This is a genomic window from Streptomyces sp. NPDC047061 (assembly GCF_040643955.1).
GTDB lineage: Bacteria > Actinomycetota > Actinomycetes > Streptomycetales > Streptomycetaceae > Streptomyces.
Map to the genome: position 1 here is coordinate 1 of NZ_JBEYVI010000062.1, position 26,807 is coordinate 26,807.

Sequence of the window (26,807 nt, forward strand, 5' to 3'; positions counted from 1 at the left end):
AAGGTGCCGCACCGGGTTGGTGGGTGGGTGCCGGTTCGTTGTGGCTGGACGCGCAGTTCCCCGCGCCCCTCACGGCCACCGTGCTGCGCACGGTGGTTGCGCTCCCGCTCCGCGGGAGCGCTGGCGAGTGGCTGCGCCACTCGCGCACCTCGACTGCTGCGCAGTCGAGGTGATGGTCCGTTCGCTGCGCTCCCGGAACGGGCCGCGGTACTTCACCCCGCCAGTGGGCTTTCGCTTCGCTCCAGCTCGGGCCGGCGGGTCCGCTGCGCTCCCCGCCTCAACGGTCCTTGCGGCTGCGCCTCCAGTCCCTTGGGGCCCGCTGTCGCGGGCCTGACTGGCTACGAGAGTGAGGGGCGCTGTTCGTGTCGGGTTTCGGTGCAGCGCGTGCCTCAGATTGATGCAGCATGTATCATTGGTGAAAACACAGGACACACCCTCAACCACCCGGAACTCTCCCTCAATTCCGAGAGGACGACTGTGGATGACCGGTCACTGCGAATCTACCGGACCAGGCCCCGCGATGAGCAGCGATTCTGTGCACCGGGTGACGGAGTATCAGACGGCGGGCACCAACGCCCGGTTGAGGCTGTTCGCTTCTTACAGGCCCAGGGCGTGCCCGCGGCCGAGGCTGACGACCCGGTGGCCGCTCTGGAAGCCAGGTGCGGTCGCCGGGGCGCAGAGCGAGGTGGCCGAGTTGGACGGGATGGCGCCGGCCTCTCAGAGCGCGTGGTTCGCGGACGGCTGGGACGAAGGCGTTGCGGCGGCGGGTGCTGGAGGCGCTGGGCGAGGCCGGCGGTCTGTGCGCGGCGCGGACGCTGGAGATGTCCAGTGGTGACGTCATCCTCTGCACGCGCGAGGCCGGGCACTGCGACCCGGGCGACCTGCCGGGGTTCAAGCGCGGGAAGTCGGACGGGGCGCTCGGCGGATGGCACCTCGCGGGCGCCTCGATCTGGAGTGATGCCGGAGCGGCCTGCACGCCGCACGCGGCCGTCCGAAAACTACGGAAATTAGACATCGGGAGGCAAAGAAATGTCGGCAATTCCACTAAATGAACATCAGGTCGACCAGAAGTCAGCGTTCCGTAAATGGGTGGGATTCCCTGCAAGATCATCTGTGCGCCCAGAGGGGGTACGTGCCATGGGGGTGTCCGCGACCGGGTCGGGGAAGACGATCACGTCCGCCGCGAGCGCTCTGGAGTGCTTCCCGGGTGGGCGGATCCTCGTCATGGTGCCCACCTTGGATCTGATCGTGCAGAGCGCGCAGTCCTGGCGCCGGGTCGGGCACCGCGCGCCCATGGTCGCGGTCTGCTCGGTGGACAAGGACGAGGTCCTGGAGCAGCTCGGGGTGCGTACCACGACCAACCCGATCCAGCTCGCGTTGTGGGCAGGGTCTGGGCCGGTGGTTGTGTTCGCCACGTACGCCTCCCTGGTGGACCGCGAGGACCCGGAGGACCCGTCGGGCCAGCGCACGGTGCGCGGGCCGCTGGAGGCCGCGCTGGCGGGCGGGGAGCAGCTGTACGGCCAGCGGATGGCCCCGTTCGACCTGGCGATTCTGGATGAGGCGCACATGACGGCCGGGGACATGGGCCGGCCCTGGGCGGCGATCCACGACAACGCCCGCATCCCCATCGACTTCCGGCTCTACCTCACCGCCACCCCGCGCATCCTGGCCGCGCCCAGCCCGCAGCGCGGCCGGGACGGACGGGAGCTGGTGATCGCGTCGATGCAGGACGACAGCACCACCTACGGCACCAGGATTTTCGACCTCGGGCTGGCAGAGGCGGTGGAACGCTCGATCCTCGCGGGCTTCGAGATCGATGTACTGGAGATCCGGGACCCCGACCCGATCCTGGGGCTGTCGGAGGACGCGCTGCGCGGCCGGCGCCTCGCGCTGCTCCAGGCCGCGCTCCTGGAGCACGCGGCGCAGATGAACCTGCACACTGTCATGACATTCCACCAGAGGGTTGAGGAAGCCCGCGCATTCGCCGAGCAGATGCCGGCGACCGCCGCGGAGCTGTACGCCACCGAAGCTTCCGAGGCCGCCCTGGCCGACGCTGAGGAACTGCCCGCCTCCTCCATCGACGCCGAGCTGTACGAGCTCGAGGACGGCCGACACGTACCCCCGGACCGGGTCTGGGCCGACTGGCTGTGCGGCGACCACCCCATCGCCCACCGGCGCGAGGTGATTCACCGATTCGCCAACGGTATCAATGCCAATAGCCGGCGCGTACACCGGGCGTTCCTCGCCTCCGTACGGGCCCTCGGGGTCGGCGTCGACATCACCGGACTGCGCGGCGTGGAAGCGGTGTGCATCGTCGGCTCACGCAGCTCCCAGGTCGACGTCGTCCAGAACATCGGGCGGGCCTTGCGGCCCAACCCTGACGGCACAGTGAAGACAGCGCGGATCATCATCCCGATCTTCCTGCAGCCCGGCGAAGACCCGGAGGACATGGTCGCCTCCGCCAGCTACCAGCCCCTGGTCGACATCCTCCAGGCACTGCGCTCGCACTCGGAACGCATGGTCGACCAGCTCGCTTCCCGCGCCTTGACCCGCGGCCAAGAGCGCCGACGCCTCCACGTCCGCCCCGCCCTCGCAGCGGGAACCGACGGCGGTGACGGTGAGGAGACGAGCGAGGCGCAGCAGGAGGTCGACCGCGTCACCTCTATCGTGATCAACTTCGCCTCCCCCCGCGACGCCGCCGACATCGCAGCCCTGACCCGCTGCCGCGTCATCCGCCCCCAGTCTCTGGTCTGGCTCGAGGGCTGCCAGGCCCTGCTCCGCTGGCGAGCCGAGAACGGGATCACCGGCCTGTGCGCCGTCCCCTATGACGTCGAGACCGAGGTCGGGACGACGAAGGCGTTTCCGCTTGGGCGATGGGTACACCAGCAGCGCAAGGCACTGCGCGCCGGAGAACTCGACCCTCACCGCAAGGACCTCCTCGACGAGGCCGGGATGGTGTGGGAGCCCGGCGAGGAAGCCTGGGAGAACAAACTCGCCAGGCTGCGCTCCTACCGGCGCGCGCACGGGCACCTCGCACCCCGCCAGGACGCGGTCTGGGGCGAAGGAGCGGCCGACACTGAGCAGCTGGCCATCGGACAGCTGCTCGCCAACTTCCGCCGCACGGGCGGCCTCGGCAAGGACCCCGAGCGGGCCGCCGTGCGCGCGCAGCAGCTGACCGCGATCGACCCGGACTGGGACTGCTCCTGGCCACTCAACTGGCAACGCCATTACCGTGTCCTAGCCGACCTCGTCGAAGCCGACGGAGGCCTGCCCGACATCGCACCCAGCGTCCTGTTCGACGGCGACGACATCGGACGATGGCTCCAGCAGCAGCGCAAGCCGGGTATCTGGGCGCAGCTATCGACCGAGCAGCAAAAACAGCTGACCCGGCTGGGTATCACGCCGCTAGAGGCGCAGTCTCCCGCCCCGACGGCCGGGCGCGCCGCCAGGGGCCCGAGCAAGGCGCAGCAGGCGTTCCAGCGCGGCCTGACAGCCCTCACCCAGTGGATCCAGCGCGAGGGCGTCCAAAGGCCAGTGCCGAGGGGACACGTCGAACGCGTCGTCATCGACGGCCAGGAGCACCTCCACAAGCTCGGCGTATGGCTATCGAATGCCAAGACCCGCCGCGACAAACTCGCTCCCGAGCAGCTCGACGCGCTCCGAGAGCTGGGCGTGGAGTGGGCATGACCGCCGTGGATGGTGGTGTCGTTCAGCGGGCCGTGTTCTCGGTGCGGATCATCCGGCGCAGGCTGGTGCGGGCGGCGGTCAAGTCTTCTTCGAGGGTGGTGATGCGGGCGCGCGACGTGGCGTTCTCTGAGACGGCTTCCTCCAGTCGGCGGGTGAGGTCCTGGTTCAGGGCGTTCAGCTGGTCTGCTCTGGTTGCTGTGTCGGGGGTGTGAATGGCATCGAGTTGCTGGCCGAGTTGGTGGCGCAGGGCTGTCTGGAGCCGGTCGCGTTCATCGCGGAGTTCTTTGATTTCCTGCCGGGCGATTTCGAGTTCGGTGCGCAGGCTGAGTTGGGATGGCGAGCTTGCCGTGGCAGATGGCGGGGTGCTGTGGGCTTGGCGTAGTTGGGCTGCCTCGATGTGCTCGCGTACGCCGGGGGCATAGGTGAGCCAGGTGGAGACTCGGGCGGCGCGGGCGACTGCGGCGAAGGTGAGCGGCTTTCCCTGTTTCTCGAGTGTGGCGAGGATGGTCAGGACACGGGCTCGTTTGTCGAGGCTGTGACGGCGTCTGGCTTCGGCGAGGGGAGCGGGGTTGCCGCGGGGATTCATCGCGGGTCTTTCGGTCGCGCAGTGGTGAGGGGCAGGAGGGTGTGGTTGTCGCCTGCTCGTGCTCTGCGCAGCACAAGGCTGGCCTCTTCGATCTGGACGCGTTCGGAAGCGGGCAGGGATGCGAGGTGTGTGTTCATGCGGTCGATGACGCGCTGGTAGGCAGTGATTTGTGCGGTGAGGGCGGTGGTGACGAACTCGGCTGCTTCCATGGCGAATGCGGTTTCGCGGTCTGCTCGTAGTTCGTTGATGTGGTGCTCGATGGCGGGCAGGTAGGAGGGGTCGGGGCGATAAAAGCCGCAGCCGGCGCATTGGAAGCGGATCGGGCAGGCCTGGCCGCCGGCTTTGACGTTTGACGGCTCGGTGCAGCCGCCGTAGGGAACGGCGACGGAGCGCATCTCGTAAGCCGTGCTCGAGCTGGTGCTGGGATGGCCGTGCTGGTCCAGGACATGTGCGCTGAGCTTGGCCACGGCTTCGCTCTTCCGCTTGAGGGAGACGGTGTAGTAGCGCTGGGTCATGGCGATGGATTTGTGGTCCATCAGCTCGCGCAGCACGTCGACAGGGGTACCGGCGTCTGCGTGGCGCTGGGCGTAGGAGTGGCGGAAGGCGTAGGGGTAGATCAGAGACCGGTCGAAGAGCAGGCGTTGTCCTTTGGAATCGGTGCCCTCGGCGTGCAGCGGGGGCAGGGCGTCTGCCCAGAGCCTGAGGGCGTCGCTGAGGTAGGTGCTGGACATGTGGGGGGCGTCGCTCAGGGCGGTGAGGGACGGAAAGAGGTATCGGTCCCCCTTGGCGGGAAGATGCAGCTGGTCGCGGCAGTCTTGCCAGGTTCGGATGGCGTCGGCGGTGGAGGTTGCGATCGGCAGACGTCTGCGGTGGCGTTTCCTCTTGTGGTTGTCCCAGATCAGGGTGGGCTGGCCGTTGTGGATCTCCAGGCAGTCACGGGCCAGGGAGACGATCTCGAGCGGACGGCGCCCGGTGTCACGTAAGACGATGTACATCGTTCGGTACAGCAGCTGCCGGGCGTCTGGGGCGATGTCGCGGCAGCCGTAGGTGTTTCCGGTGCCCAGGGTGTCGAGGTGAGCGTCCAGTTGCCGGATGACGGACTCGGGGATGGCCTTGCCGATGAAGTCCTCATTGGGTTCTTCCACGGAGATGACGTGCTCGACGGGCACGCGGGTGAAGGTGCCAGCCAGGTCATCGAGGGTGCCGCAGCGGCGGCCATAGGCGATGAACTGGAAGAACATCCCCAGCAGGCTGCGTCGGAAGGAGGAAGAGTAGGGGGTGCCGTCTCGTTTGCGTGCGGCTCGGAAAGCGTCGACGGCCAAGGTGGCATCGGCGAACGTGAGGACGGCGGGATCGTGGCCGGCGTCGGCGCGCTGGGCGAGTGCCGTGGAGGCGATGGTCGTCGCGTGAAAAGTGCGCTTGAAGTCTTCCGTGGTGGGTCGGGCGGTGGTCACCCAATGACGCAGCGCCCGGCGCAGCCAGGGCTGGCGGACTGTGCGGAGATCGACGCGGCCAGGCAGATGCCGGCGCTTGCCGGAGGCGCTGTGGCGCAGCCCGAGGACGCGCAGATCAATGACGTCCTGATCGATGAGGGTGATCCCGGAGAACTCGCTGTATCCGGCGCTGGCGGCGGACTGCAGGTTCTCCAATGTACGGACAGCAGACTGATGCGGCTTGGTGAGCAGGGCCGCGTTGGTGGCGTCCAGAAGCGTGTCGGCCGTGGTGAGGTGGCTGATCACGCCGCGGATCCAGTGAGGTTCCAGCGCCCGTACCCACTGGTCCATCTGCTGCACGGCGTACAGCACTTCCCAGCGCAGAAGTTGGGGCAACGGGGCGAGATGGAACTGGTGCGCCAGCAGATACAGCGGCTGCCCTGGCGCCCACTGCGCAGCAGAGACGGTGGCGGTGCTGGAGCGGCATTCTGCCCTCCAGGCACGCCAGTGGTAGTTGCACAGTCCTCGGGAATTCATGGATGCGCCGGCACAGTCGGTGACCATGCAGACGGGCACGTCGGTGAAGGGCATAGCGCGCTCACGGAGCCAGCGTTCGAACGTGCCCCTTGCCGCGTGGTACTTGCGGGAGTTGTCGTGAGCCGCGCACAGGCCTCCCGATACCTGGGGCCGTACACACCGCACGCCGTCACGGGCGAGCGTGCACGGGCCTACGACCGCCAGAGGCAGGGATTGGGAACGGGTGGGGGTGAAAGTGGCGGCGAACTCTTCCCGCGGCAGGCCGCTCTTTCTGCGCTGGTCCGAGCAGTAGGTACAGAACGTCTCCTGAGCACGCACGATCACGTCGCAGCGGCGGGTGCGGCACCGGGAGGACGAGGTGCGCGGGTTGTTGAGGTCTCCGGTGAACAGCCATCTGGCGCTGTCCCACTCCCCTGGCCGCCACGCGGGATCGATGTGGGCACGCAGCCACGTCTCCCACGACTTCTTCGTGGCCTTCGTCGGTGCGGGACGTGCGGCGGCAGGCGCACCAGTCGTGCTCACTGGTCCTCCCGCCATGCCTGGGCCCGGTCGACAGCCGCCCGGGTCTCGGACTCATCGACGTGGCGGTAGCGGTCCATGGACAGCGGCGAGGCGTGACCCAGCAGTTTTTGCACCACGTCCCGGTCTACTCCCCCACGCAGCCAGTGGGTGGCCGCGGAGTGGCGCAGCATGTGCGGGCGAGCCGGGTGCCCGGCTCGGCGGGCCAGACGGTCGAAGACGTTCTTGGCGTTCGGGTAGGTCATGGCCCGCCCCAGCGGGGGCCGGAAGAGGTTCACGAACACCATGCCTGTCTCGGCCGCCTCGGCCACCGGGTTCCGTTCGTGCTGGTAGTCGGTGTAGAAGGCGACGATGTCGGGGGGTGACGGGGAGGCAGCGGGAGTGTCTGGACTTGGCAAGGGCCCGGTTCGGGTTGTCGGTGCGGCGCCGCACATGAAGGTGCGGGCCCTCCACCGGGCAGCCCAGCGAGCGTGACGAGGCCAGGAAATGCAGATCCTCCTGGCGCAGACCCAGGGCCTCCCCGATCCGCATGCCGGTCGCGGCGAGCAGCGCGACGAGGAAACGGTCCCGCGCCCGGGGCGTATCCGCGATCATGCGGCGGATCTGCTCCGGGGACAGGTCCTCGTATCCGGGCTCGCTGACCTGGAAACGAAAAGCCGACACCTGGACCTGGCGCCACTGGCCGCGCTCGCCAGCGTCGTACCCGGCCGGGAGGTACCGCAGGAACTTCGGCTCCGACAACAGGCCGGCCGTCTGCGACGGAACCCAGCCCTGGAGCGCGCCGAAGCGCAGGAAGTCCGTGACCGCCGTCATCACCGCGTTCGCCGTACCCTGCGAACGGTAGCGGGGCGCAGCCGTGGCCGGGGAGCGGCGGCTGCGGGTTGGCAGTGGCGTGGTGACCAGCCACTGCTGCAGCCCGGACAGCGCCATGAAACTCGGACACGACCACTCGATACGGTGCTGGGCGCAGTAGTTCAGATAGAGGGCGAGACGGCCTGCGTAGACCCGTTCCGTGTTCGGCGAGCGGCCCTTACTACGCAACCCGGCCAGAAACGCACACACCTCGGCATGCAGGTCGAAGGTGCGTGCATCGGCCACCACCCACCGCTCCACACCGGTCACCGGGGAGATCGAACGCTCAGCCACATAGCTCTGCTCCACCCACCAAACAGACCAAACCCCGTCGGGCACCGAGGCACGGACCGTCAGACGGCCATACGACCAGGTGACATCCCTGCCAAACACGCCACACAGGACTGCGCACTATGGATAATCTCCGCGAACGTGGCGACCTCCTCCACCCGCTGGTGAAACGTCGTGACCGTCTAACCCGGCGAGGGTCCCCCGCTCGATCGCCTCGCTCGGCCAGCCACGGCCCACATGTCCCGTCCGGGTCGTCGGCCATGCTCGCGATCTCCAGCTCGCGTCCGTCCTTGCTCTTCTGCGGCCGAGGAGCGGCCAGGCCCCGCGCGGCGCGGGCGCAGTCTCCTCTCCTGGGGAGCGGCGCTCGCGTCGTCATTCGCCTGGCCGTAGCTGTCGCCGCAGCCGGTTCAACGTTGCGCGTACGCGATCGGTCTCCGGCGACTCCGCCCCTACGGTGCGGAGCAGGTCGGGGTAGAGGGCGACCAGCACGTGGAAGGCCTCCGACAGCCGACCGGCCGAGTGCAGCAGCAGCCCGTGGCGGCGACGAGCGGTGAGGAGGAACGGGTCGGTCGGCGAGAAGGTCTCTCCCGCCGCCTTCAGCACGGCTTCGAACGCTTCCAGTGCCTGCGTCACCTCGCCCAACTTCATCAGGCAGTAGGCGATCTGTCCACGGAGCTTCAGCCCCTCCGCGCCGTCCTCCGCCTCCTGGGCGGCGAGCTCGGCCACGCGCTTCTGGTACAGCGCCAGTGCCCGCCCGTACTCCTCCTCCTCGAACAGCGCGTCCGCCTCCCGGAGACGGTCCTCGTCCAAGGCAGGGATCCCGCCACCCGCGAAAGGCGCAGTGAACCACGCGGAACCCGGATGTACGAGGGGGCTGAGCCCCTGCGGCCACCCTTCCGTCGCCCCCGCGTCGACCGACCGGTGCCCCTGCTTCGGAAGGAACGGGACGAGTCGTCCGAGGACCTCCTGAGCGGACGCGGGCCGGTCCTCCGGGCGCTTGGCGAGCAGGTCCCGTACCAGGCGGTCCAGCTCACGCCCGGCCTCCGGGCGCCGCTCCCACAACGGAGCGGGAAGCTCGTGCACATGGTGGTAGAGGAGGCTGGGCACGTTGTCCTGCGTGAACGGCGGTTGGCCTGTGAGGAGTTCGTACAGAACGCAGCCCAGCGCGTAGAGATCGCTGCGCGGCGTTACCTCGCCCGCCAGGGCCTGTTCGGGAGACATGTACCGAGGTGTGCCGACGGGACGGCCCGTCGGGGTCAGGGTGGTGTGGTCGCCGTCGAGCAGCGCAGCGATGCCGAAATCCAGCACCATCGGGAGACCGTCCTCCGTGACCATGATGTTGGCGGGCTTCAGATCGCGGTGAACGAGTGGCACGCTCCCGGTGTAGGTCAGCACCGAGCACAGGTGGGCCCCCAGGCAGGCCGTCCACGAGACGGGCAGACGGCCGAAGGTGCCGCAGATGTCCTTGAGCGAGGAACCGTACAGCCGCTGCATGACGATGTAGAGGCGCTCACCGCCCGTGGGATCGAGGACGACGTCGTAGACCTGCGGGACGCCCGGGTGGGCCAACCGCGCCATGATCTGGGCCTCGCGGCGGAAACGGGCGATCCTGATTCCGGACTCGGAGCGGGTGGAGCCCTCTCGGGGTTGGATGAGCTTGATGGCGACGTGACGGCCCAGTTCGGGGTCGCGTCCCGCCCAGACCTGCCCCATCCCGCCCCTGCCGATGAGCTCTCCGAGTTCGTAGCGCCCCACGTGACGGAGCACGCCCGGCGCGCTCACTCGCCCGTGTCCCGGAGAGCCTTGGCGTCCCAGAGCGCTTCGGCGAGATCCGCGAGGCTGCCTTCGCCCGGGATGATCCAATACCGAGGACCTTGGACGGCGCTCCATGCCTCACGCCACTCGGCGCTCTGCCAGATGTGCCGGATCAGCCCGTTGACCGAGTACAGGCGTCCGTCAGCGGCCCAGCGAAGCGGATGCCGGGCGTCGTTGCTCCAAGTCGCGAGGTACCGACGAGGGTCCTCGTCGAGCCAGCGGCCGATGGCTCGTTCTTCAACGCGCCCCGGCTGGTACAGCACCTGCGTTCCGTCCGGGATCCGCCGGTGTTCGACGAGAAGCCGGGCCGAACTGGGCCTCCGCGGTTGTTGCGGAGGGGATGCGAGCACGAGTTGCGGGGTCCGCTCCGCGTCCGTGAGGGTTCGTACGGCCGTCTCCGCGAGCAGTCGGCACCGCCCAGCCTCCCGGAAGATCGTCGCCACGAACGAGTTGCTGCCGAAGAGGTCATCCACCAGCGGAATCAGCACTGCCAGCACCTGGCGTACGCGGCCAGGCACGTCGCCAAGCGCGTGCTCCCACTCGGCGTCGGGATCGTCGATCCCCGCGACTCCGTCGAGCCGGAATACCAGGTGAGCGACGAGCAGTCCCCCGCGCTCCGCGATGGCAGCCGCGCGCCCGGTCAGGCCGGGCTTCAGCTCGTGGAGGGCCTCTCGGACGGCACGGAGCAGGAGGACGGAGCGCCAGATCTGTAGGGCGCTCGGCCGACGGCCGAACAGGAGGGTGTACGTCCCCTCCGGCGTCGCCTCCCACAGGTGCTCGGTTGAGGCATTGGCCAAGGCACTGAGGGACGCGTCGGGGTGGCCGCAGGCGAGCGCCACGGCCGCCTCCTCGAGCGAGCAGCCCGCCGCGGGTGTGGGGACCAACTCGCCCCGTCTGAAGACGTACTCCTTGTCGAGGGTGGCCCGGAAGTCCTCGCGGATGAGATTCTGGACCTCGTCGAGGGCGACGAAGTCACGAGATCCCATGGGATGTTGGGTATGGGTAGCGGCGACGACGGACCTGGCGAAACCCTCGGGTGCGTTCGCTACGGAGATGAACCGCACCGGGACAGCGGCCAGCGAGACCTTCTCGGGATGCTTCTCGTACGCGTAGTAGACGGAGGCGACGGTCTGGGCGCCGTTCACGACGGCAGCCCCTTTGAGCCTCAGCCGCACCGGGGCGCCTACGACGGGGCGGGAGAAGAACTCGGTCTCGACGGAGTCGCACAGCACCGTGATGCCGTTGTGCAGGTACGAGAAGGTCTCGGGGGTAGTCCGCAACGTCTCCACGAGACCGAGGTTGAGCGCTGTCACGCCGAGGTGGCTCCGGAGGTTCCGGTCGAACAGACGGGCCCCGTGCTCCTGGTACCAGAGCGCGACCTCGTCAGCCCCGACCAACCCACTGAACGTCCGGTGCGGGATGTCCTGCGTGTACCAGCTGCCGGGCAGGGTGGCGACAAGTTCGACGTTCTGGGGCAGGCCACCTCGGTGGGCGGCGGCGTGGAAGTCGGGGAGCGCCAGGACGTGGCACTCGACCGCGGCGCCGAAGTCCGCGACGGCCTGCTCGATCACCTGGCGGGCCTGGTCTTTCGACGCCTGTTCGCCCATGACCGCTACGACGAGGTGCACCCGACATTCCGGTGATTCGAGGATGTCGCGCACCCGATCGGCGTGCTGTCGCACCCGACGGTTGAACCGGTCGAAGTCGCGGTTGTCCAGCTGCCGCAGACCGTGCAGCAGTTTCAGGGCGCCTTCCACACCGAAGCGTGCCTTGCCCTGCTCACTCCACTTGGCCTGGACGAGCCACAGTTCCGGCGCCGAGGGAGAGCAACCGATGGCGTCGATCCCTTGATCGTCCCGGCCGTCGGTGACCGACGCCGCGGCCTCCGCCGGCGGGAAGCCGGTGAGCAGTTGGAGTGACATGGCGGCCAACGCGCGGGTGGTGAAGACCAGTTCGGTCTCGCTAACGCTCCGCCCCTCCAGGTCTCCGAGGTCGATGAGGCCGTCGTACTCCCGCCTCAGGGCGTCCCGGATGATCCCGACCGCCTGAGCACGCGTCGCCTCCGCGTCCTCGCCCTCACTCATGAATGCCCCCCGCATCGTCCGATCGCCCCATCGTACGTTCGCGGGAACCGTCCTCCGGGTCAGCGGGCGACGGCAGCGGAGAGTGCGTGGAGGCGCAGGGCCAGCTAGATCTCCAGGGCACGTGCGGGGCTGTCACCCGGGCCGAAAAGGCGGCCGATCCAACGGACTTCGACCGCGTTCCCGCCTAATCGGTGACCGCTAATATAAGCGGCGGTTCCGCGTGGTACATCCCGTGCGGTGCGGGGCCGTTGTGCCTACTCAGGGCCGCTGACACCACAGGCGGTTGGTCACGATTGCCACCTGAACAGCGCGCTGCAGAACCGGACCAGATTCCACTCCGGATGCCCGTGCGCCCGGAGGTGCGGCGGATCACGAAGGTGGGGAGATGGCTGATCAGTCGTCGGACGCCGCGGAACTCTTCCTTCCTGCGAAGATATCCAGCGATCCTCCGTTCAGCTCGGGGCTGGTCCGTCCGGATCTGTCCTGGGCCGCCCGGCAGCTCGGGCTGACCCCGGTGACCGCCGAACGGACCTGGATGGATCTGACTGGCGTCTACGTCATCGCCCGTGAATATCTGGAAGAGGCGGAACGCGCCCGTGGCCGCGCCTTGGACTGCGCGGCCTGGATGGACGTCCTGCTTGCCAAGTACTCGTGCGAGCAGTACCTGTGCGCGTTGGCGGCGCTCAATCACGCGACCACACGCGACGACCTGTTGCAGTCCTACCTCCAGCGTTTCCTCATACGGTTGGCGCCTGACGCCGGGCTCCGGCTTCAGGCAGCGCTGGCCGGCAGCGTCGACGGTCAGCGCCGCCGGTTCCTGGCCCGGCAGATCGTGCTCCGAGCCATGCGGGCGGTGATGCTCGCCGATCGCAACGCGGGCGTCGCAACCCCGGACGCGGAGATCTCCACCGCCCTGGCGCCACTCGGCCTGGAGACGTGCGCGGTGCTGCTGATCCACCTCGCCGCCGACAGCCTGAGCAGCCAGCGTCCGCCGGGCGAGCCGCTACTGGGCGGCACCGCGCAGTCTCTCGCGATGGAGATGATCGCGAACAATCTGTTCAACGAGGCGGAGGATCCTGGCGATCTCCTGGCACGCCATCGACTGCTGTGGACCCGCTACAGCGACAACATTCCCACGGCACGCCAGCATCCGCTGGAGATGCTCGAGGAGGCCACCGGTCTGACCCTGAACGACATCACCGCGCTCGGGTTCGCCTACAACTCGGGCATCATGACGCACCTGCCCGATGCGCCCGTGGCCATGCAGGCTTTCACCGGCATCGGCATCGACCACGCGGTGGTAGAGCGGTTCCTCGGGCGCTTCGCCATCGAAGCGGACGATCTCGCCGCGCAGCTGCGGGACTGCCCCCTGCCGTGGCAGATGCTCCCGATCCAGAACCGCCCTCTGCTACGCCTGGGCGAGCACATCGTCGTCCTGGACGAGCGCTACCTTCACGAGCGGGTGACCCAGGGCCTGTTCTGGCTGGTCCACGACCATGAGCGGGACCAGTACGGGGAGCGGGCCCGGCTTCACTGGACGCAGGCCTACGCCGAGATGGTCGAGCGGCGAGTCAAGGACCAACTGCGCCGCCTCGCTCCGCACGTGCTGGGTGGCGGGAGCAGCTTCTTCACTGAAGTGGACCTCGCTCGGGCGTTTCCCGGCTCCAAGTCCGCGGACGTCGGCCTCGACTTCGGTTCGAGCACCGTCCTGGTCGAGGTAGTCAGCGCCACGGTCGGCGTCGCCGCCCGGGAGCACGGGGACATCGCCGCGTTCCGCAGGGACACGGAGAAGGTGGTGGTGAAGAAGGCGCGCCAGCTGTCGCAGTCTGCTCTTAACCTCCTCGCCGATCCCCAACCGGCAAGCTCGCCCCTGGGCAAGGTCTCGGCAAAAGAGGTGTTCCCGGTGGCGGTCCGGGGCGGGCACTACCCGGTCAACCCGATCACGCGGCGCTACCTGGAGGAAGAGTGGTTCACAACGGAGGGCTTGTTCGCGCACCCCAGAATCCGCGACCTTGCGCTGCTGGACCTGGAAGAGCTGGAAGCCTGCGAAGCCCTGAACCGCCACCGGCATCTGACTTTGCCCCAGATCCTCGCCGGCTGGCAGACCTCCCCCTACCGCGACGGGTCGCTGCGGAGCCATCTGGTCCTTACCTACGGTGGGCAAGAAATCGGCCGCCCCCAGGACATCGAGGACGCGCTCCACGAAACCACCACGATGATCGCGCAGCGCCTGGGCTTCAGCCCCACCGACGACAACAGCCAGCCAGAAGGAAGCCAGGACGAGAGCGGTGAAATTGCCTGAACCGTCCCTCTCCCCGGTGCCGACCCGCGGGACGGCCGGAGCCACACTAAGCAGGAACCAGGACGGCCGGTGCGGTCCAGGACCGGGGGCACGGCGGGGCGAGATGCATAGAAGTGCACGATCCCGGCCCCGAAGACCGCCTCGGCAGTAGAGCACGGCGCCAGCCATAACCAAGCCCGTCCACGCACGTAACAAGCTGAGCAAACGTCCCCCCACACTCCCCCGCCTCTAGATAAACAGAGCGTCTGCAGCCGACTCCTTCGCGCCGGTCAGGTACGCGTCGGCACGGCCAGTGCATGTCAGCGCGCACCAGGGACCACCGGCCACCACGCTCCCCCCTGCCGCTCAGCGCCCGGCAATCCGCGGTGTCGCGCCATAATGCTGCGACACAGGGGGGCATATGGATCCGTCGTTTTCCAAGCAGTTCGACGTACAGGCAGTCCTGGAGGGCGGGAAGCGTCCCGTCCAGTTCGGGACGAACGTGCTGGCCGGTCTCATCGAAGGGATTGACGAGTTCCGGCGTGATCTCGAACAGCAGCGGCGGTCGAGAAGTCTGGGGCCTGCGATGCTCGGGGCCTTTTTGTGGGTGGACGATGCCGAGCTGCTCCAGCGCATCGCCGAGTTCCCCTCCGCGTGCGTGGTGGTGAGCAAGCAGCCGCGGGGCAAGTACCACACAGAGCGGTTGCGGAAGGTCGCCGAGGCGGTGAAAGATGCAGCTGGCCTCCCAGCCTGGGCCTTCTCCGAGCTGGAGGAGCTGCGCTTCCACCAGGACGGCGAGGCACCAGTGCTGGGCCCCGGTTCGCCGCAGGAACGCATCCGGCTGCCGGCGCTTCGCACCCTGGGCTACCGCAAGGCCGGAAACCATCTCGTCCCGATTCTGCACACCAAGATGCTGCTACTGGGTGAGCTGTGGTGGCACGACGAGGACGCTCTGGGAGGCGTGGCGGATGTCGTCGGCTTCACACCGCACCGGCTGTGGCTGGGCAGCGCCAACGGCACGGGGAGCTCCCGCCGCAGCCTGGAGTTCGGCCTGTGGCTGGATGATCCCGGCCTCCTGAAGGCCGCGCGACGGTTCCTGCTCGAGGTGCTGGCCCAGTCCGAGGACCTGGATCCCGACAGCAACGACCTGACACCTGACCTGGTGGTGCCGGACTACGACGACGAAGCCATGTGGGAGGCAATGGCCGCGCTCGCCGACTATGACGCGGATGAGCACGACAGCGAGGACGACGCGTGAGCAGTGCAGGCGAAGTCGTGGCTGTCGGCTCTCCCCGGTTTACTCTGCACACCTTGGGCTGGCGGGCCTTCCAGGACCTGTGCGCGGCTGTCCTGCGGGAGGTGTGGGGGCAGTCGGTGCAGGCATTCGCCGACTCCAACGACGGGGGCCGGGACGGTGCGTTCTACGGCACCTGGCAGCCGCCGACCGACCCCAGTGGCGTTCGAGACGTTCCGCCAGGGCCGTTCGTGCTGCAGTGCAAGCACACCAAGAAGGCCGACACCACGCTCGCCCCGTCGGAGCTGGATGACGAATTCGATAAGGTCAGCGCCCTGGTGAAGCGCGGGGTGTGCGGGACTTACGTGCTGCTGACGAACGCACGGGTCACTGGCACTTCCGAGGAGGAGATCCGCCGTCGGTTGCGCGCGTGCGGGGTCGCGCATCCGCTGGTCCTGGACGGCCAGTGGCTCAGCGACATGATCGCCACGCACCGCCGGCTGCGGATGTTCGTCCCCCGCGTCTACGGGCTCGGTGATCTCTCGCAGATCCTCGACGAGCGTGCCTACGCCCAGGCCTCGGTACTCATGGCGTCCGCGCCCGAGCAGGTGACCACGTTCGTCGTCACCGGCGCCTACCGCAAGGCAGCCCGCGCGCTGGATGATCACGGCTTCGTGCTGCTGCTGGGCGATCCGGCCGTCGGCAAGTCCGTCATCGCGCTGATGCTGGCCATCAGCGCGGCTGATAACTGGGGCTGCACGGCCGTCAAGGCCCGGACCTCCGAAGAACTCGTGCAACGCTGGAATCCGCATGAGAAGGATCAGTTCTTCTGGCTCGACGACGCCTTCGGCGCTGTCCGCCACGAGGAGCACCTCACCCATGCCTGGGCGCGCGACCTGCCGCACGTGATGAGCGCGGTCAAGAACGGCGCCCGGGTGGTGCTGACCTCCCGCAGCTACATCTACAACGAAGCCCGCCCGCTGCTGAAGCCGTACGCCTACCCCCTGTTGCACGAGCAGCAGGTCACCGTGGACGTCGCCGACCTCACGCGCGAAGAGCGGCAGCAGATCCTGTACAACCATCTCTCCGCCGGCGACCAGCCCCAAGACGTGCGCGCCCAGATGAAGCCGCACCTGGAAGCAGCAGCCGACGCCGCCCCCTTCCGCCCCGAGGCCGCACGCCGCCTCGGGCTGCAGGCGTTCACTTCCGGCCTGTCCCTGACCGCGCAGGGCATCACGACGTTCATGGTCGAATCCCAGCAGTTGCTCCGCGATGTCTACGACCAACTGAACGCCCACGCCCACGCAGCACTCGCACTCACCTACGCAACGGCTCGGGACAAAGCACTGCCGGGCCTGCCGAATCCTGTCCTCTTCGACGCCGGCGACCGCGACATCGTCGAGCGGGCAGGCTCCACGCCGGCTGGCGTCAGCAAGGCCTTGGCCGCGCTCACCGGCACCCTGCTCCGGCTCAACGCCTCTTCCGACGGGCAGGAGTACTGGACGTTCCATCACCCCACCCTCCGGGAGGGGTTCGCCGCCTGGCTGACCACCCAGCCCCATCTACTGCCCATGGTCCTCATGGGCATGAGCGATCAGGCCCTACTGTCACGCACCGACTGCCTCACCGCCGACAGCAAGCAACGCCAGGGCACTCTTCTGCGCATCCCGCCGTCCCTTTACCGAGAGGTAGCCCACCGCGTGGCCGCCCTGCGCCAACAGCCCCGCGGGCGCCTTGAGCCCTGGCAACAACAGCACGAACGGCAACAGGCCGTACAGGCGTATCTGGCATACAGCAGCTGCAACGGCTTCCTGCGCGCCTACGTGGCTGCCGATCCACAGGCCTACGAAGAGCTCGCGAAGTTCAGCTCACCCGCGCAGTACGACACGCGGACGACCGTACTCGCACGGCTCCACCAGGCTGACCTCCTGCCGGAGGAGATGCGCCAACACGCCATTGACCGTATGACGCATCTGGCCGTAGACAGCCCGGACGCCTCCTGGATCGAAGACAACGACTGGCATCATCTCCTCACCGACGAGGAGCGTGAGCAGCTTTTTGAACATGTGAGCCAAAATCTCGTTCCACGGCTTGAGGACATGGTGGGAGATTGGCTCATAAATGCCACTGGAGACGAAGACGATCCTGTCGAAGACGCCTTGTTCCAGTACAGCCAAGCATTCGAGCAGCGAAACGATCACGACACAGCCGCAGAGTTCGACTGCGCACGCGACGTGTACCACCAAGAACGCAGATCGCTGGCGCGCAGCAACGGCAGTTGGGCACCTGACGCTTGGGACGATCACGATGACCGACGGGGCGGGCACCAGCCTCCCGAGTCGCATCGCAGCCTCTTCGACGACATCGACCAATAGCAGACCCAGACATACCGTTTCCCGCTGCCGCAGGCCTCCGGCAGCGCTCCACCACCATCACTGCACACGGCAGCCGCAACAAACGTCCCTCGCGCTCCCTCACCTCTAGATAATCGACACCAAGCACTGCGACTCCGTCTACTGGGCTGACGTTCGCGGTTCCATGCCCGATCTCGTCCAGGCCGTGGGCCGCGCGCTGCGGATGCAGCCGGGTGAGGGCAAGGTCGCCTCGCTCGTGGTGCCGGTTCTGCTGGGGCCGGGCGAGACGGCCGACAACATGCTCACGAGCCGGGCGTTCGGCGGGCTGGCGAAGCTCTTGGAGGCGCTCAGGGCGCATGACGCCCGGGTGGTGGAGCAGTTGGCGCAGCAGCAGGCCGCGAGCGCCTACAAGCCCGTCCAGAAGGCCGCTCAGGGGCGGGAAGGCCGGGGCGAGGGGAAGGCGTCCGGGGGTCCGTCGGCGTCTGCCCGTCGGCTGCTGAAGTTCAGCACGCCGCGTGACCCGGCGCAGCTGGCGGCGTTCATCAACCTGCGGGTCCTCAACCCCGAGCACGAGCACTGGCGGCGCGGCGTGGAGGCGTCCGTCATCTACGCCCGTGAGCACGGCGACCTGAAGGTCCCGTTCACCTTCCGCGTGCCCGCCGTCGACGACCAGGAGGCGGAAGCCGAGGGGTGGCCGGCCTCGCTCGCGAACTTCCCGCTGGGGCAGTGGATCGCCGACAACCGGCGCTTCTACGCCCGTGGGGACATGGACGGCGACCGTGTCGAGCAGCTGGAGAAGCTGGGCATGGTGTGGTCGCACTTCGACGTCGCGTGGGAGGAGGGCCTGTCCGCCGCCCGCGGTTGGGCTGCTGAGAACGGGCACCTCCTGGCCCCGCTGGACGCCACGTATCAGGGCGCGAAGGTGGGCATCTGGCTCAAGAACGCGCGGGCCGCCGCCCGCAAGGCTGCCGAGATCGAACAGCGGCGTACCGAGGGGCTCCCGGCCGGGTCGTTGGCCGGCGCTCTGTCCGACGAACGGCGCGAGCAGCTGGAGGAGATCGACGCGTCGTGGTGCCCGACCTGGCCCGTGGAGTGGCAGCGGGCGTTCCACCTGACCCGGCTGCATCTGGACGACGGCGGCGCGCTGCCGACCGAGCCGGGTGACGTCCTGCGCCAGGGCGAAGATCTCGGACGGTGGGTGCGTGCCCAGCGTCTGAGCTTCGACAAGCTCACCGCCGTACAGCAGTGGATGTGCGAGCAGGTCCTCGGGATCGAGCCCGCCACCGAGGACGAAAAGCCCAAGCCGCGCCGCACGCAGGCAGACAAGTGGTCCATGCACTATGCGGCCGCCAAGCAGTTCTACGAACGCGAAGGGCACCTTCGCGTTCCGAGGAAGCACGTCGAGCGGATCGTCGGCCAGAACCAGGAGGAGCGGGAGCTGCGGCTCGGGGCGTGGATCGGGAATCAGCGGAGCAGGGCCGCGACGCTCACCCCGGAGCGCGTGGAGCAGCTGTCCGCGATCGGAATGCGCTGGTCGTAGCATGCAGGCCCACCGCTGTGTGGTCTCAGCGGCGGGTAGTCCACATGTGCAGGATGTCGCCCATGGGCTCTTCCGTGCCGTCCTGGTTCTTCCGGATGCCGGGGGCCGTGTTGAAGCGCAGCGTGGGCCCGCGCTTAGTGAGCTGAACCCTGTCGAGTTCTGTGGGCCGGTCCGGGTGGCCGACGACTACCTGTTCGCAGCTGTCCGCGAGGTCCTGGTTGCAGCTGATCACTCGGCCGAGCTTAGTCTCTTCTACGGATGTGCCTTGGCCGGGGACGAGCACGAGCTGAGCCCTGGGGCTGACCGGGAACCTGATCTCATGAGCGCCCTCCAGGCCGAACCCCCGGTAGGCGTCGCTCGGAGTTTCCGGGCGCCAGAGTACGAGGGGCGCGTCGGAAGTGAGGAAGATCGGCTTACGGCAGGTCTCGAGCCGCCAGTGCCGAGCACGGTACTGCGGGATGCACACCCGGACAGAGCTGAGCGTCACGGTGACCGCTTCGTCGTGGGTAGGGTCATTACCGCCGTTCATCGCTCGCGTGCCGTGGTAGTAGTCCCAGGCACCCTGGGCTTCCGCTGCCCGTGGCGGGTGACCGAGGCGCTTGCGTGTGAGGTACTCGGTCATCAGCGCCAAGTCGACCTCCCGACCGTTCGCGTATGCGGTGACGTTCCGCCCGAAGAGCGTGCCCGTGCGCTTCCGCGGGGTCCTGGCAAACTGCACAGCCAGGTAGAGGCACAGCTGTTCGCGGTCGTCGGTACCAACGGCCGGCGGCATTCCCGTCTCGTCTATTCGGCGCAGGGCGGCAAGACCTCGCCCTTCCAGGCCGCTGAGCTCGTGCTCGATGGCTGTGGAGGGCATGCAGTTGTCGTCCGTGATCGTGTAGAAGCCGGTCTCGGCTGCGACGTTCTTGACGTTGGCGAGGTGCGTCTTTGGCGGGCACCGGCGCCTCACCCTGACCATGTTGTCGCCTCGTCCGAATCGTGCCAGGTAGCTCTGCGGCACATAGTGGTGAAGTTTCGGTGCAGACACGTCGCCCAGCGTAAGCGGCCTGACCTCGAACGCACACGAGGTTTCTCCGGGCTTCGCGGCTCGCTGTGTCGGTTCGATGGGCGCGGACTGATGCTGTGGAGCGGCCCGTAGACGCCCAGACGACCGCAGCGACGTGCTGCACGGGGATTTCCCGTGCAGCAGTTGGTGTACAGCGTCGGAGGGGCGCCACAGCGGTTCGCAGGGCTCGGGTGCCGGCCGCTGGGCTTCATCACACCAGCCCCTGTTTCGGTACGTCAGGAGAAGAGGCCAGCGACGAACACGGTAACCGCTCCCAGTCCGAAACAGATGAAGGACCACTGCACATGGCGGTGCTTGCGCCAGGCGATGTGGCTCATGTTGATCAGCTGCTGGCTGAGCACAGGGAGTACGTCGGTCTGGAGCAAGGCCGTGGTCAGCTCACCGGCTTCGCGGTGTCGGAGGTGGCCGAAGTAGATGAAGTGGTTGGGGGCTTCTGCCACAAGGTCCTTAGAAGAGCGGAGCCGGGGGACAACGACCAGGGTTGCGAAGAGTCCGCCGATCAGGATGAGGATCGTGCCAGCCCAGAGGGGGCACGGACTCCCCAACCGTGCAGGTGGGCGAACATGTGATCGTCTGTGGACAGCGCGATGATGCCGGCCGTGGCGGCCGATTCGAGGGTGAGTGCGAATGAGGCTTTGGCGTCGACCCGGGCCGTCCACTCCCCCAGGGCGGTGTGGATCTGCCAAGCGGTCTCCGTTGCTTGTTGAGGCGTACTCATACGCTCCACCAGTAGTTGGAGCGGTAGATCGTCATGTGCTCACCACCGACGTCAGCGCTCCGGGCCTCCCACATGTTCTTGCCCTTGGACAACTTGGTCTCCTCGCTGAGCAGCTTGTAAACAGCGGCGGTGATGTACGTCCGGTACTGAACCGCCTCCCGGATGTCGCTGAGCTTGGCGGCCACGTTCGGAGCTCGGCCGATGGAGACGAGGTCGCTGCTGTCGCGAACGCCGGCGCGGGCGATGAACGCTTCCCCGGATGCGATGCCGACGCACATCCGAGCTTCGAAGCCGTCGCGCTCCAGGTGCGGCGGTTTGGAGTACAAGCCGGGCTGCACGATCTTCTGCATCGCATAGTTGATCTGCAACGCTGCCTTCGCAGCGTTCGAGTTCTTCGAGCCGCCGATGAAGATTGCCATGACGCGGTCGCCGTCGTAGCTGCGAATCTCTCCACCGCGCCGCTTGATGATCGTGGAAGCTGTCCGAAGAGAAGCTCTGATCACTTTTCCTGCAGTCTCCGGACGGAATTCCCGCGCCAGCTTCGTCGACCCCAAGAGGTCCGCGTAGAGGTACACCGCGTCCAGCTTGACCGCGTCGTTGGAGTACAGCTTGACGTCGTCTGTGGCTGGAACGACATAGCCGTTACGGGTGGTCCACGGTGTACCTACCAGTTTGTCTACATCTGACCGAAGGTCATCGCCCAGTGCCATAAGCCCCTCCCACACCTGTGCCCATACCGGCATGGAACGTAGCAGCCCCCACTGACAACAGAAGATCTCTCCCATTGCTGCTAGTTCCGGGATCAAGGCATCCTCGTCGGTGAGCGCCTTGGAGGAACTTGTGGGCCTGAAGAGCACGATCGAGGAGAAGCTCACCGAACTGGTGGGTCACGAGTGGCAGATCCGAAACGGACTCACCGTCCCGAGGACCGACGACATCGTCCTTCGGGACGGCGCAGTCCAGCTCGATGCCGTCTACCTGTACACCGACATGATGGGTTCGACAAGACTGGTGTCCGAGTTCGCTCCGGGGACCGCAGCCAAGGTGACCCGGGCCTTCATCAACACTGCTTGTCGCGTCATCCGAAACCGCGATGGGCACATCCGCAGCTTCGACGGCGACCGCGTCATGGGCATCTTCGTTGGTGCAGACAAGGAAGGCCGTGCTGTCCGGACGGCACTGGAGATCACCTACGCTACGGACAAACTCGTGTGGCCAGCGCTCGAACGACGTCTCCCGTCACTCACACGGCAGGGCTTCAAGCTCAGGCACGTGTCCGGCGTTGCGGCCGGTCCAGTCTTCATGGCCCGTACCGGTATCTACGACCACAACGACTTGATCTCCATCGGCTCCGCCGCGAACGTCGCAGCGAAACTCAGCGACATCCGGGAAGACCCTCAATACCGCAGCTACATCACCAGATCCCTCTACGACGCAATGCCGGAGCACTGTGCCGTTACGGATGGGAAGGTCATGTGGCAGGCACACCACGTCCCTGTGAACGGGGAGCAACTGGCCGTCTGCCGGTCGAACTGGGAGTGGCCTGTCACATAGGTCCAGCGTGCCCCCGGACCAGTCCCAGCGGTTCCACTCACGCTGACGCCAATCCAGACCAACACCGGCCTTGGAACGATGCGCCCTCGTTCGGAGGGCCTTGCATCCGCTCCATCTGGTGAGCAGCAGGGCCGGACAGGATGATCTCGTCCGGCCCTGCTGTCGTCGGGTAGGCCGACGTTCCAGCAGCCAGCGCACGTACGGGCAGCTTCGGCCTTTCCGGGATGGCGGCCTTGAGTGCCCCAGAGCAAAAACGAGGGCGGCCGTATAGGCCGGCGACCAGTGGTAGCTACTGGGCGACGATGCAGGGCTCTTGGGCACGGAAGCGCGCGCGGGTTTCCGGCCAGGGCGTCGCGCTGTCGTGGCTGGAGCAGCCGACGCCTCCGCAAAGAGGTCGCGAGTCGCGCGCAGGCCTGCCGTTGATCAGCGCCACCCGCCCGTACGCCTCGTATCGCTCGCGGCTGTCCTCGCCGTCCACAAGATCGTTGGCGAGCTCCTGCTTGGTGGAGCGCACGAGATCCGCGATCGGAATAGCCCGCCTGCTGCGGATCATGGCTACGAGCTGTGCCTTGGAGTGATCGCGCATCAGAGCGTTTCTCCGCTGGAGCAACTCGTTGGCGAACTCGACCTCGGCTGCGGGGATCGGCGTGATCGATTCACGGATGTACTCGGGGTCCTCGTCCGCCCCGAAGATCATGATGCAGTGCGCGTGCGGTACACAGATGGCGATCTTGCCCGGATTCTCAGCCTGCGCTTCGGCGGTGGCGCGTACCCAGTTGAGGGCTTCGTGGTAGCTGAAGTGTGTGCCCTGCTCGCGTGCGGTGCGCTGGAGTTCGCGGGCGCGCTGCTGCTCGGTAGTGCGTTTAGTCATGGACGGGTCCTCTCGGCACCGAGGCCTCGCCCCCACACGGCAACCTCGGCTCGATGGATCGTCAAGGTGCTCGTCAAGCGGTCCGTTGATCCCAGAAGACCTTCCACCAGTGTGCCGGGCAGTGTGGGTGTCCGGGTGCGGTGTGGGCGTCGGCGAAGCCCAGGGCCTCAGCCCTGCGGGCAGGATACCGGCTCGGCCGTCGGCTCTACCCTTCGTCGGCAACGGCGAGGCAGTGGCGGTGCCCGCGTACGGGTCGTTCGGCTCACTTGCATGCCGGACGGCGTCGCGGACAAGACGCAGCCGAAGGATCACGCCAGTTCTCCACTCTGCTCCCGGCAGGCACGCGATTCATGTTGCACAGGACGGCGACCCGGTGCTGATCTACAGGTCGAACTCGAGGTGCTCGATGTCGGTGAAGCGGACCTCCTCCAGCTGGCCGGCGCGGCGGCCGTTGTCCTGGAAGTACACCTCCTTGAGTGCTTCGGCGGCGATCTGCTGGAGCTGCTGGTCGCTGGCGCCCTGCTCCTGGGCGGCGAAGAGGCGGGCGGCGTAGCGGGGCGGCAGGGCGACGGTCAGGTGCCGGAGGCGGTCCTCATCCGTCGTGCCGATCGGCGCGGTGTAGCCGATCCGGGCGCGGGTGTCGATGACGATGCCGCCCGTGGTCATCGCCTTCTGCCGCGCCTTGGCTCGGATCTGCGGCTGCCAGCGCTTCTTCACTTCGGCCTCCAGGCGGGCGGCGAGGTCCGGGCGCGGCTTTTTGATCTGGTCTTTGACGTACCGTTCGACGGTGCGCTGGGAGATGCGCAGCATCTGGGCAACCGCCTTGGTGCTCTTGAGCTGCCTGACCAGGTACCTCATCTGCGCGGGCGCGCTCTTGGGCGCCGGGCGGGTGAACGCCTTCTGCACCGCGGCGTCCAGGCCGTCCCCGAACACACTCATCGCCTGCTACTCCCCGCTGTCGACGTCGGTGACGGTGCCGTCCTTGATGTACCGGGCGAGGTTGAGCTCGGGAGCGTTGAACTGCTCGCGCACGCCCTCGCCCCACAGCACGCTCTGGGTGCCCTCCCACTTCACCAGCCCGGGGTTCACGCCGAGCTTGAAGCCGCCCGGCAGCGGCTTGCCGTCCCGGTAGGGCAGGAAGTCCAGCGGGGAGGGTCCGTCGGAGGCGTAGACGGCGCAGTCCGAGAGGACGGCCACCGGGTACTGGCCGGTGAAGGCGGCGTGCTTGACGATCTTTCGGTGCATGTTGATCCGGGTGCGGGAGATGACCGCGGCGCGGATGTCCGGGCGCCAGGTGGGCCGGGCGAGGGCCCGCCACGGCTGCCCGGGCTTCCAGCCCTCCCCGCGGGGACGCTCGCGCAGCTTGCCGATACCGCCCTTCACCGTCGCCTTGACCGCGGACACCACGACCGCCAGCTGGGGGTCACGCTGCCGGTAACCGTCCATCGCCTTCAGGAACTCCTCCGGGGACAGGTCCACGCCCACCCCGAGGTCAGCCATCGTGGCCAGGTAGGCATCGCGCAGCCGGTTGTACCAGCCGTCCAGGTAGCGGCCGTTGTCGTGGCGGACGTACGCCTCGATCGGGCGGGCGTCGTAGCCGAGCTCCACCGCGTACGCCACGGTCGGCGTGGCGTACCAGGCCGGACCGGTCGGGCGCTCGCCCTTCGGCGTGAAGGGGCTGGGCAGCAGCTCGCCATCCAGCTGCGCCCACTTGTCCTTGGCCACCTTCACGCGGGACAGGTCGACGTGGCTCAGGTCGACCAGCCAGGAGCCGGGCAGCTTCGGATCGAAGACGGGGTTCTTGACGTGCGTCGGCGCGCCCAGGCCGACCGTGAGGCCGTTCGCGCCTGCGGCAAAGGCCATGTTCACGTCGATACCCACCAGGTGGGGGCGAAGGCATTCGGCGTCGGTGAGCGGGCGCGCCCAGTCGTACGCCTCCTCCACCAGGACCTCCGCCGGGGTGCGCTGGTGGAAGCGCGGCAGATCGGCGAGAAGCGGGTGCCCGTCGGGTGCCTCGCACGGCGCGCAGTCCACCGAATCCTTGCCCAGCGAGCCGGGGTTGCGCTCGGAATGCCGCCTGCCGTCGGCGTCGGGCTCGGAGGCGCGGGTCGGCGGGTGCAGGGCTGTCATCAGTTCCAGGCCCGTGACGGCGGTGGAGCCGCGCGGCGTCATCACCCGGGCCGCATAGGTGCCCAGGAGCCGCGCGAGGTCGGCCGACGGCAGCTGGGCAGCGTCGGCCCAGTGCCGGGTGTCGAGCGCGTCCCACGACGGGATGCACAGCTGCACGCAGGATCGCTCCGAGCCCTGCGCGGGGCGGTAGATCCTTGCCCACGGCCCGAAGCCGCGCTTGGTCAGCTGCCAGTTGGCGCGCGTCAGCTGCTTGATGACCTTGTGGCCCTCCGGGATCCGGCCGGCCAGGCGCTCCTCTTTGGTGAGCGTGATGGGCAGGCCGTAACGCTCGCACGCGGCCTCGGTCAGCACGATCAGCGGGTCGGCGTCCTTGCCCGGCCCGGACAACTTCGGCTGGCCGAGCCGCCCTTCGCGCAGCGTCCACTCCACCAGGGCCGGGATCGACTTCGCCGGCACGTCCAGGACCAGGCCGCCGACGCAGTACGCCAGCACCTGGCCGTCGGCGACGTCTACGACCGCAAGCGGACCGTTTTCGAACCTCGGTTCGGCACCACCGGCCGAGGTGCCGACGGGGGCTGCCTTACGTGCGGGCGGCCGACGCGACGCCGGCTTGGTAGTCGCCGCCGGATGCGGCACAGCGGCGGGGCGCAGCGCGGTGTCCTCGGAAGCAGGCTCTGAGATCGGGCCCGTGGGTTCGGTACGGGTTTGGGCCGGTTCAACTCCCTGTGGCGCAGGAGCCGCTGGGAGGGCAGGCGTGTCGGGAACCGCCGTGTCCTCTGAGGGCACCGGAGTGTTGGCGGGGTAGAGCTGGGCGAGCTGCTTGAGCATGCGGGCGTAGGCGTCGCGCTCCGGCGGCCGCGGCTCGGTCTTGCCGGCCTCCCAGCCGCTGACCGTCGCGCGCCGCACCTGCAGTGCGGCGGCCACCTCGTCCAGCGTCAGGCCATGCGCCTGGCGCAGCCGCCTGCGCTCCGCCGGGGGCGGCAACGGGGAGCGGGACGCGATAAGCGCGTCGACCGCGTCGAACAGCTCGGACATGCAGCACCTCCAGCCCCGACCCTAGCGTGAAGCGCACGTTTCGCGTACTAAACGCGTACGGACGGCGGAGACGCTCCCGGGGGCTTGCGTTGCTTCACGTCCTCTAGCCGAGGATGAGCGGTGGCGTCCTGGCTATGCCTGAATTGGCCGGGGCAAGCGGCTTGGTGTGAGAGATCTGGGAAAGCAGACGCCGCCATGCACCGGCCATCGCGGTGGCAGA

At 67.9% G+C, this 26,807-nt stretch carries 17 protein-coding genes and 2 pseudogenes; 7 read left to right on the plus strand and 12 right to left on the minus strand.

All coding sequences use genetic code 11. The annotated features are described in order from the left end of the window. Positions 1-767: 767 nt before the first annotated feature. Positions 768-1,052, plus strand: a complete 285-nt coding sequence (locus ABZ887_RS46825) for a hypothetical protein (RefSeq protein WP_361305037.1) — start codon at positions 768-770, stop codon at positions 1,050-1,052. Further along, positions 1,030-3,687 (plus strand): Helicase associated domain protein, encoded by a 2,658-nt coding sequence (locus tag ABZ887_RS46830; protein ID WP_361305039.1) that lies wholly within the window; start codon positions 1,030-1,032, stop codon positions 3,685-3,687. Before ABZ887_RS46825 ends, ABZ887_RS46830 begins: the two co-directional genes overlap by 23 nt. Before the next feature lie 22 nt (positions 3,688-3,709). Here ABZ887_RS46830 and ABZ887_RS46835 read toward each other — a convergent pair whose 3' ends face one another. The 6 genes and pseudogenes from ABZ887_RS46835 to ABZ887_RS46860 all read right to left on the minus strand — a co-directional run bounded on the left by ABZ887_RS46835 (position 3,710) and on the right by ABZ887_RS46860 (position 11,804). Continuing rightward, positions 3,710-4,273, minus strand: a complete 564-nt coding sequence (locus ABZ887_RS46835; RefSeq protein WP_361305041.1) for a hypothetical protein — start codon at positions 4,271-4,273, stop codon at positions 3,710-3,712. After that, on the minus strand, positions 4,270-6,765 hold the full coding sequence (locus tag ABZ887_RS46840; protein WP_361305043.1) for a tyrosine-type recombinase/integrase: 2,496 nt from the start codon (positions 6,763-6,765) through the stop codon (positions 4,270-4,272). Before ABZ887_RS46840 ends, ABZ887_RS46835 begins: the two co-directional genes overlap by 4 nt. Next, positions 6,762-7,160, minus strand: coding sequence for a tyrosine-type recombinase/integrase (locus ABZ887_RS46845; protein WP_361305045.1), 399 nt, complete (start codon positions 7,158-7,160; stop codon positions 6,762-6,764). The genes ABZ887_RS46840 and ABZ887_RS46845 overlap by 4 nt, the downstream gene beginning before the upstream one ends. 124 nt (positions 7,161-7,284) lie before the next feature. Further along, a pseudogene (locus tag ABZ887_RS46850) lies at positions 7,285-7,692 on the minus strand (transposase); the annotation flags it as partial. A gap of 585 nt (positions 7,693-8,277) precedes the next feature. After that, positions 8,278-9,672, minus strand: coding sequence for a serine/threonine-protein kinase (locus ABZ887_RS46855; RefSeq protein ID WP_361305047.1), 1,395 nt, complete (start codon positions 9,670-9,672; stop codon positions 8,278-8,280). Between the two features lie 11 nt (positions 9,673-9,683). Next, a complete protein-coding gene (locus ABZ887_RS46860; protein ID WP_361305049.1) occupies positions 9,684-11,804 on the minus strand; it encodes an AIPR family protein in 2,121 nt (706 codons plus the stop codon). Positions 11,805-12,189: 385 nt separating this feature from the next. On the opposite strand from ABZ887_RS46860, the gene ABZ887_RS46865 reads away from it, so the two are divergent. From ABZ887_RS46865 to ABZ887_RS46880, 4 genes and pseudogenes are all read left to right on the plus strand, one after another. Next, positions 12,190-14,106: a hypothetical protein gene (locus ABZ887_RS46865; RefSeq protein ID WP_361305051.1), complete on the plus strand. Its 1,917-nt coding sequence runs from the start codon at positions 12,190-12,192 to the stop codon at positions 14,104-14,106. A gap of 400 nt (positions 14,107-14,506) precedes the next feature. Further along, entirely contained in the window at positions 14,507-15,343 is an 837-nt protein-coding gene (locus tag ABZ887_RS46870; RefSeq protein ID WP_361305053.1) for a hypothetical protein, read from the plus strand. Further along, positions 15,340-17,694: a hypothetical protein gene (locus ABZ887_RS46875; protein WP_361305055.1), complete on the plus strand. Its 2,355-nt coding sequence runs from the start codon at positions 15,340-15,342 to the stop codon at positions 17,692-17,694. The genes ABZ887_RS46870 and ABZ887_RS46875 overlap by 4 nt, the downstream gene beginning before the upstream one ends. Before the next feature lie 112 nt (positions 17,695-17,806). Continuing rightward, positions 17,807-19,213, plus strand: a pseudogene (locus ABZ887_RS46880) (Helicase associated domain protein); the annotation flags it as partial. Between the two features lie 25 nt (positions 19,214-19,238). On the opposite strand, the gene ABZ887_RS46885 reads toward ABZ887_RS46880, so the two are convergent. The 3 genes from ABZ887_RS46885 to ABZ887_RS46895 form a co-directional block, all read right to left on the minus strand. Next, a complete protein-coding gene (locus ABZ887_RS46885; RefSeq protein ID WP_361305057.1) occupies positions 19,239-20,240 on the minus strand; it encodes a DUF4238 domain-containing protein in 1,002 nt (333 codons plus the stop codon). Between the two features lie 254 nt (positions 20,241-20,494). Next, positions 20,495-20,938 carry a Pycsar system effector family protein gene (locus tag ABZ887_RS46890; protein WP_361305100.1) on the minus strand — a complete coding sequence of 148 codons (444 nt, stop codon included), beginning with the start codon at positions 20,936-20,938 and terminating at the stop codon, positions 20,495-20,497. Between the two features lie 55 nt (positions 20,939-20,993). After that, the gene (locus ABZ887_RS46895; RefSeq protein ID WP_361305059.1) at positions 20,994-21,707 is read right to left on the minus strand and encodes an adenylate/guanylate cyclase domain-containing protein; all 714 of its coding nucleotides are present in this window, start codon (positions 21,705-21,707) and stop codon (positions 20,994-20,996) included. 109 nt (positions 21,708-21,816) lie between these two features. Between ABZ887_RS46895 and ABZ887_RS46900 the strand changes: the two genes are divergently transcribed. After that, on the plus strand, positions 21,817-22,551 hold the full coding sequence (locus ABZ887_RS46900; RefSeq protein ID WP_361305061.1) for an adenylate/guanylate cyclase domain-containing protein: 735 nt from the start codon (positions 21,817-21,819) through the stop codon (positions 22,549-22,551). Between the two features lie 289 nt (positions 22,552-22,840). Here ABZ887_RS46900 and ABZ887_RS46905 read toward each other — a convergent pair whose 3' ends face one another. From ABZ887_RS46905 to ABZ887_RS46915, 3 genes are all read right to left on the minus strand, one after another. Beyond that, positions 22,841-23,422 (minus strand): hypothetical protein, encoded by a 582-nt coding sequence (locus ABZ887_RS46905; RefSeq protein WP_361305063.1) that lies wholly within the window; start codon positions 23,420-23,422, stop codon positions 22,841-22,843. Positions 23,423-23,803: 381 nt separating this feature from the next. After that, positions 23,804-24,361 (minus strand): XRE family transcriptional regulator, encoded by a 558-nt coding sequence (locus tag ABZ887_RS46910; protein ID WP_361305065.1) that lies wholly within the window; start codon positions 24,359-24,361, stop codon positions 23,804-23,806. A gap of 6 nt (positions 24,362-24,367) precedes the next feature. Continuing rightward, positions 24,368-26,587, minus strand: coding sequence for a helix-turn-helix transcriptional regulator (locus ABZ887_RS46915; RefSeq protein WP_361305067.1), 2,220 nt, complete (start codon positions 26,585-26,587; stop codon positions 24,368-24,370). Positions 26,588-26,807: the final 220 nt, after the last annotated feature.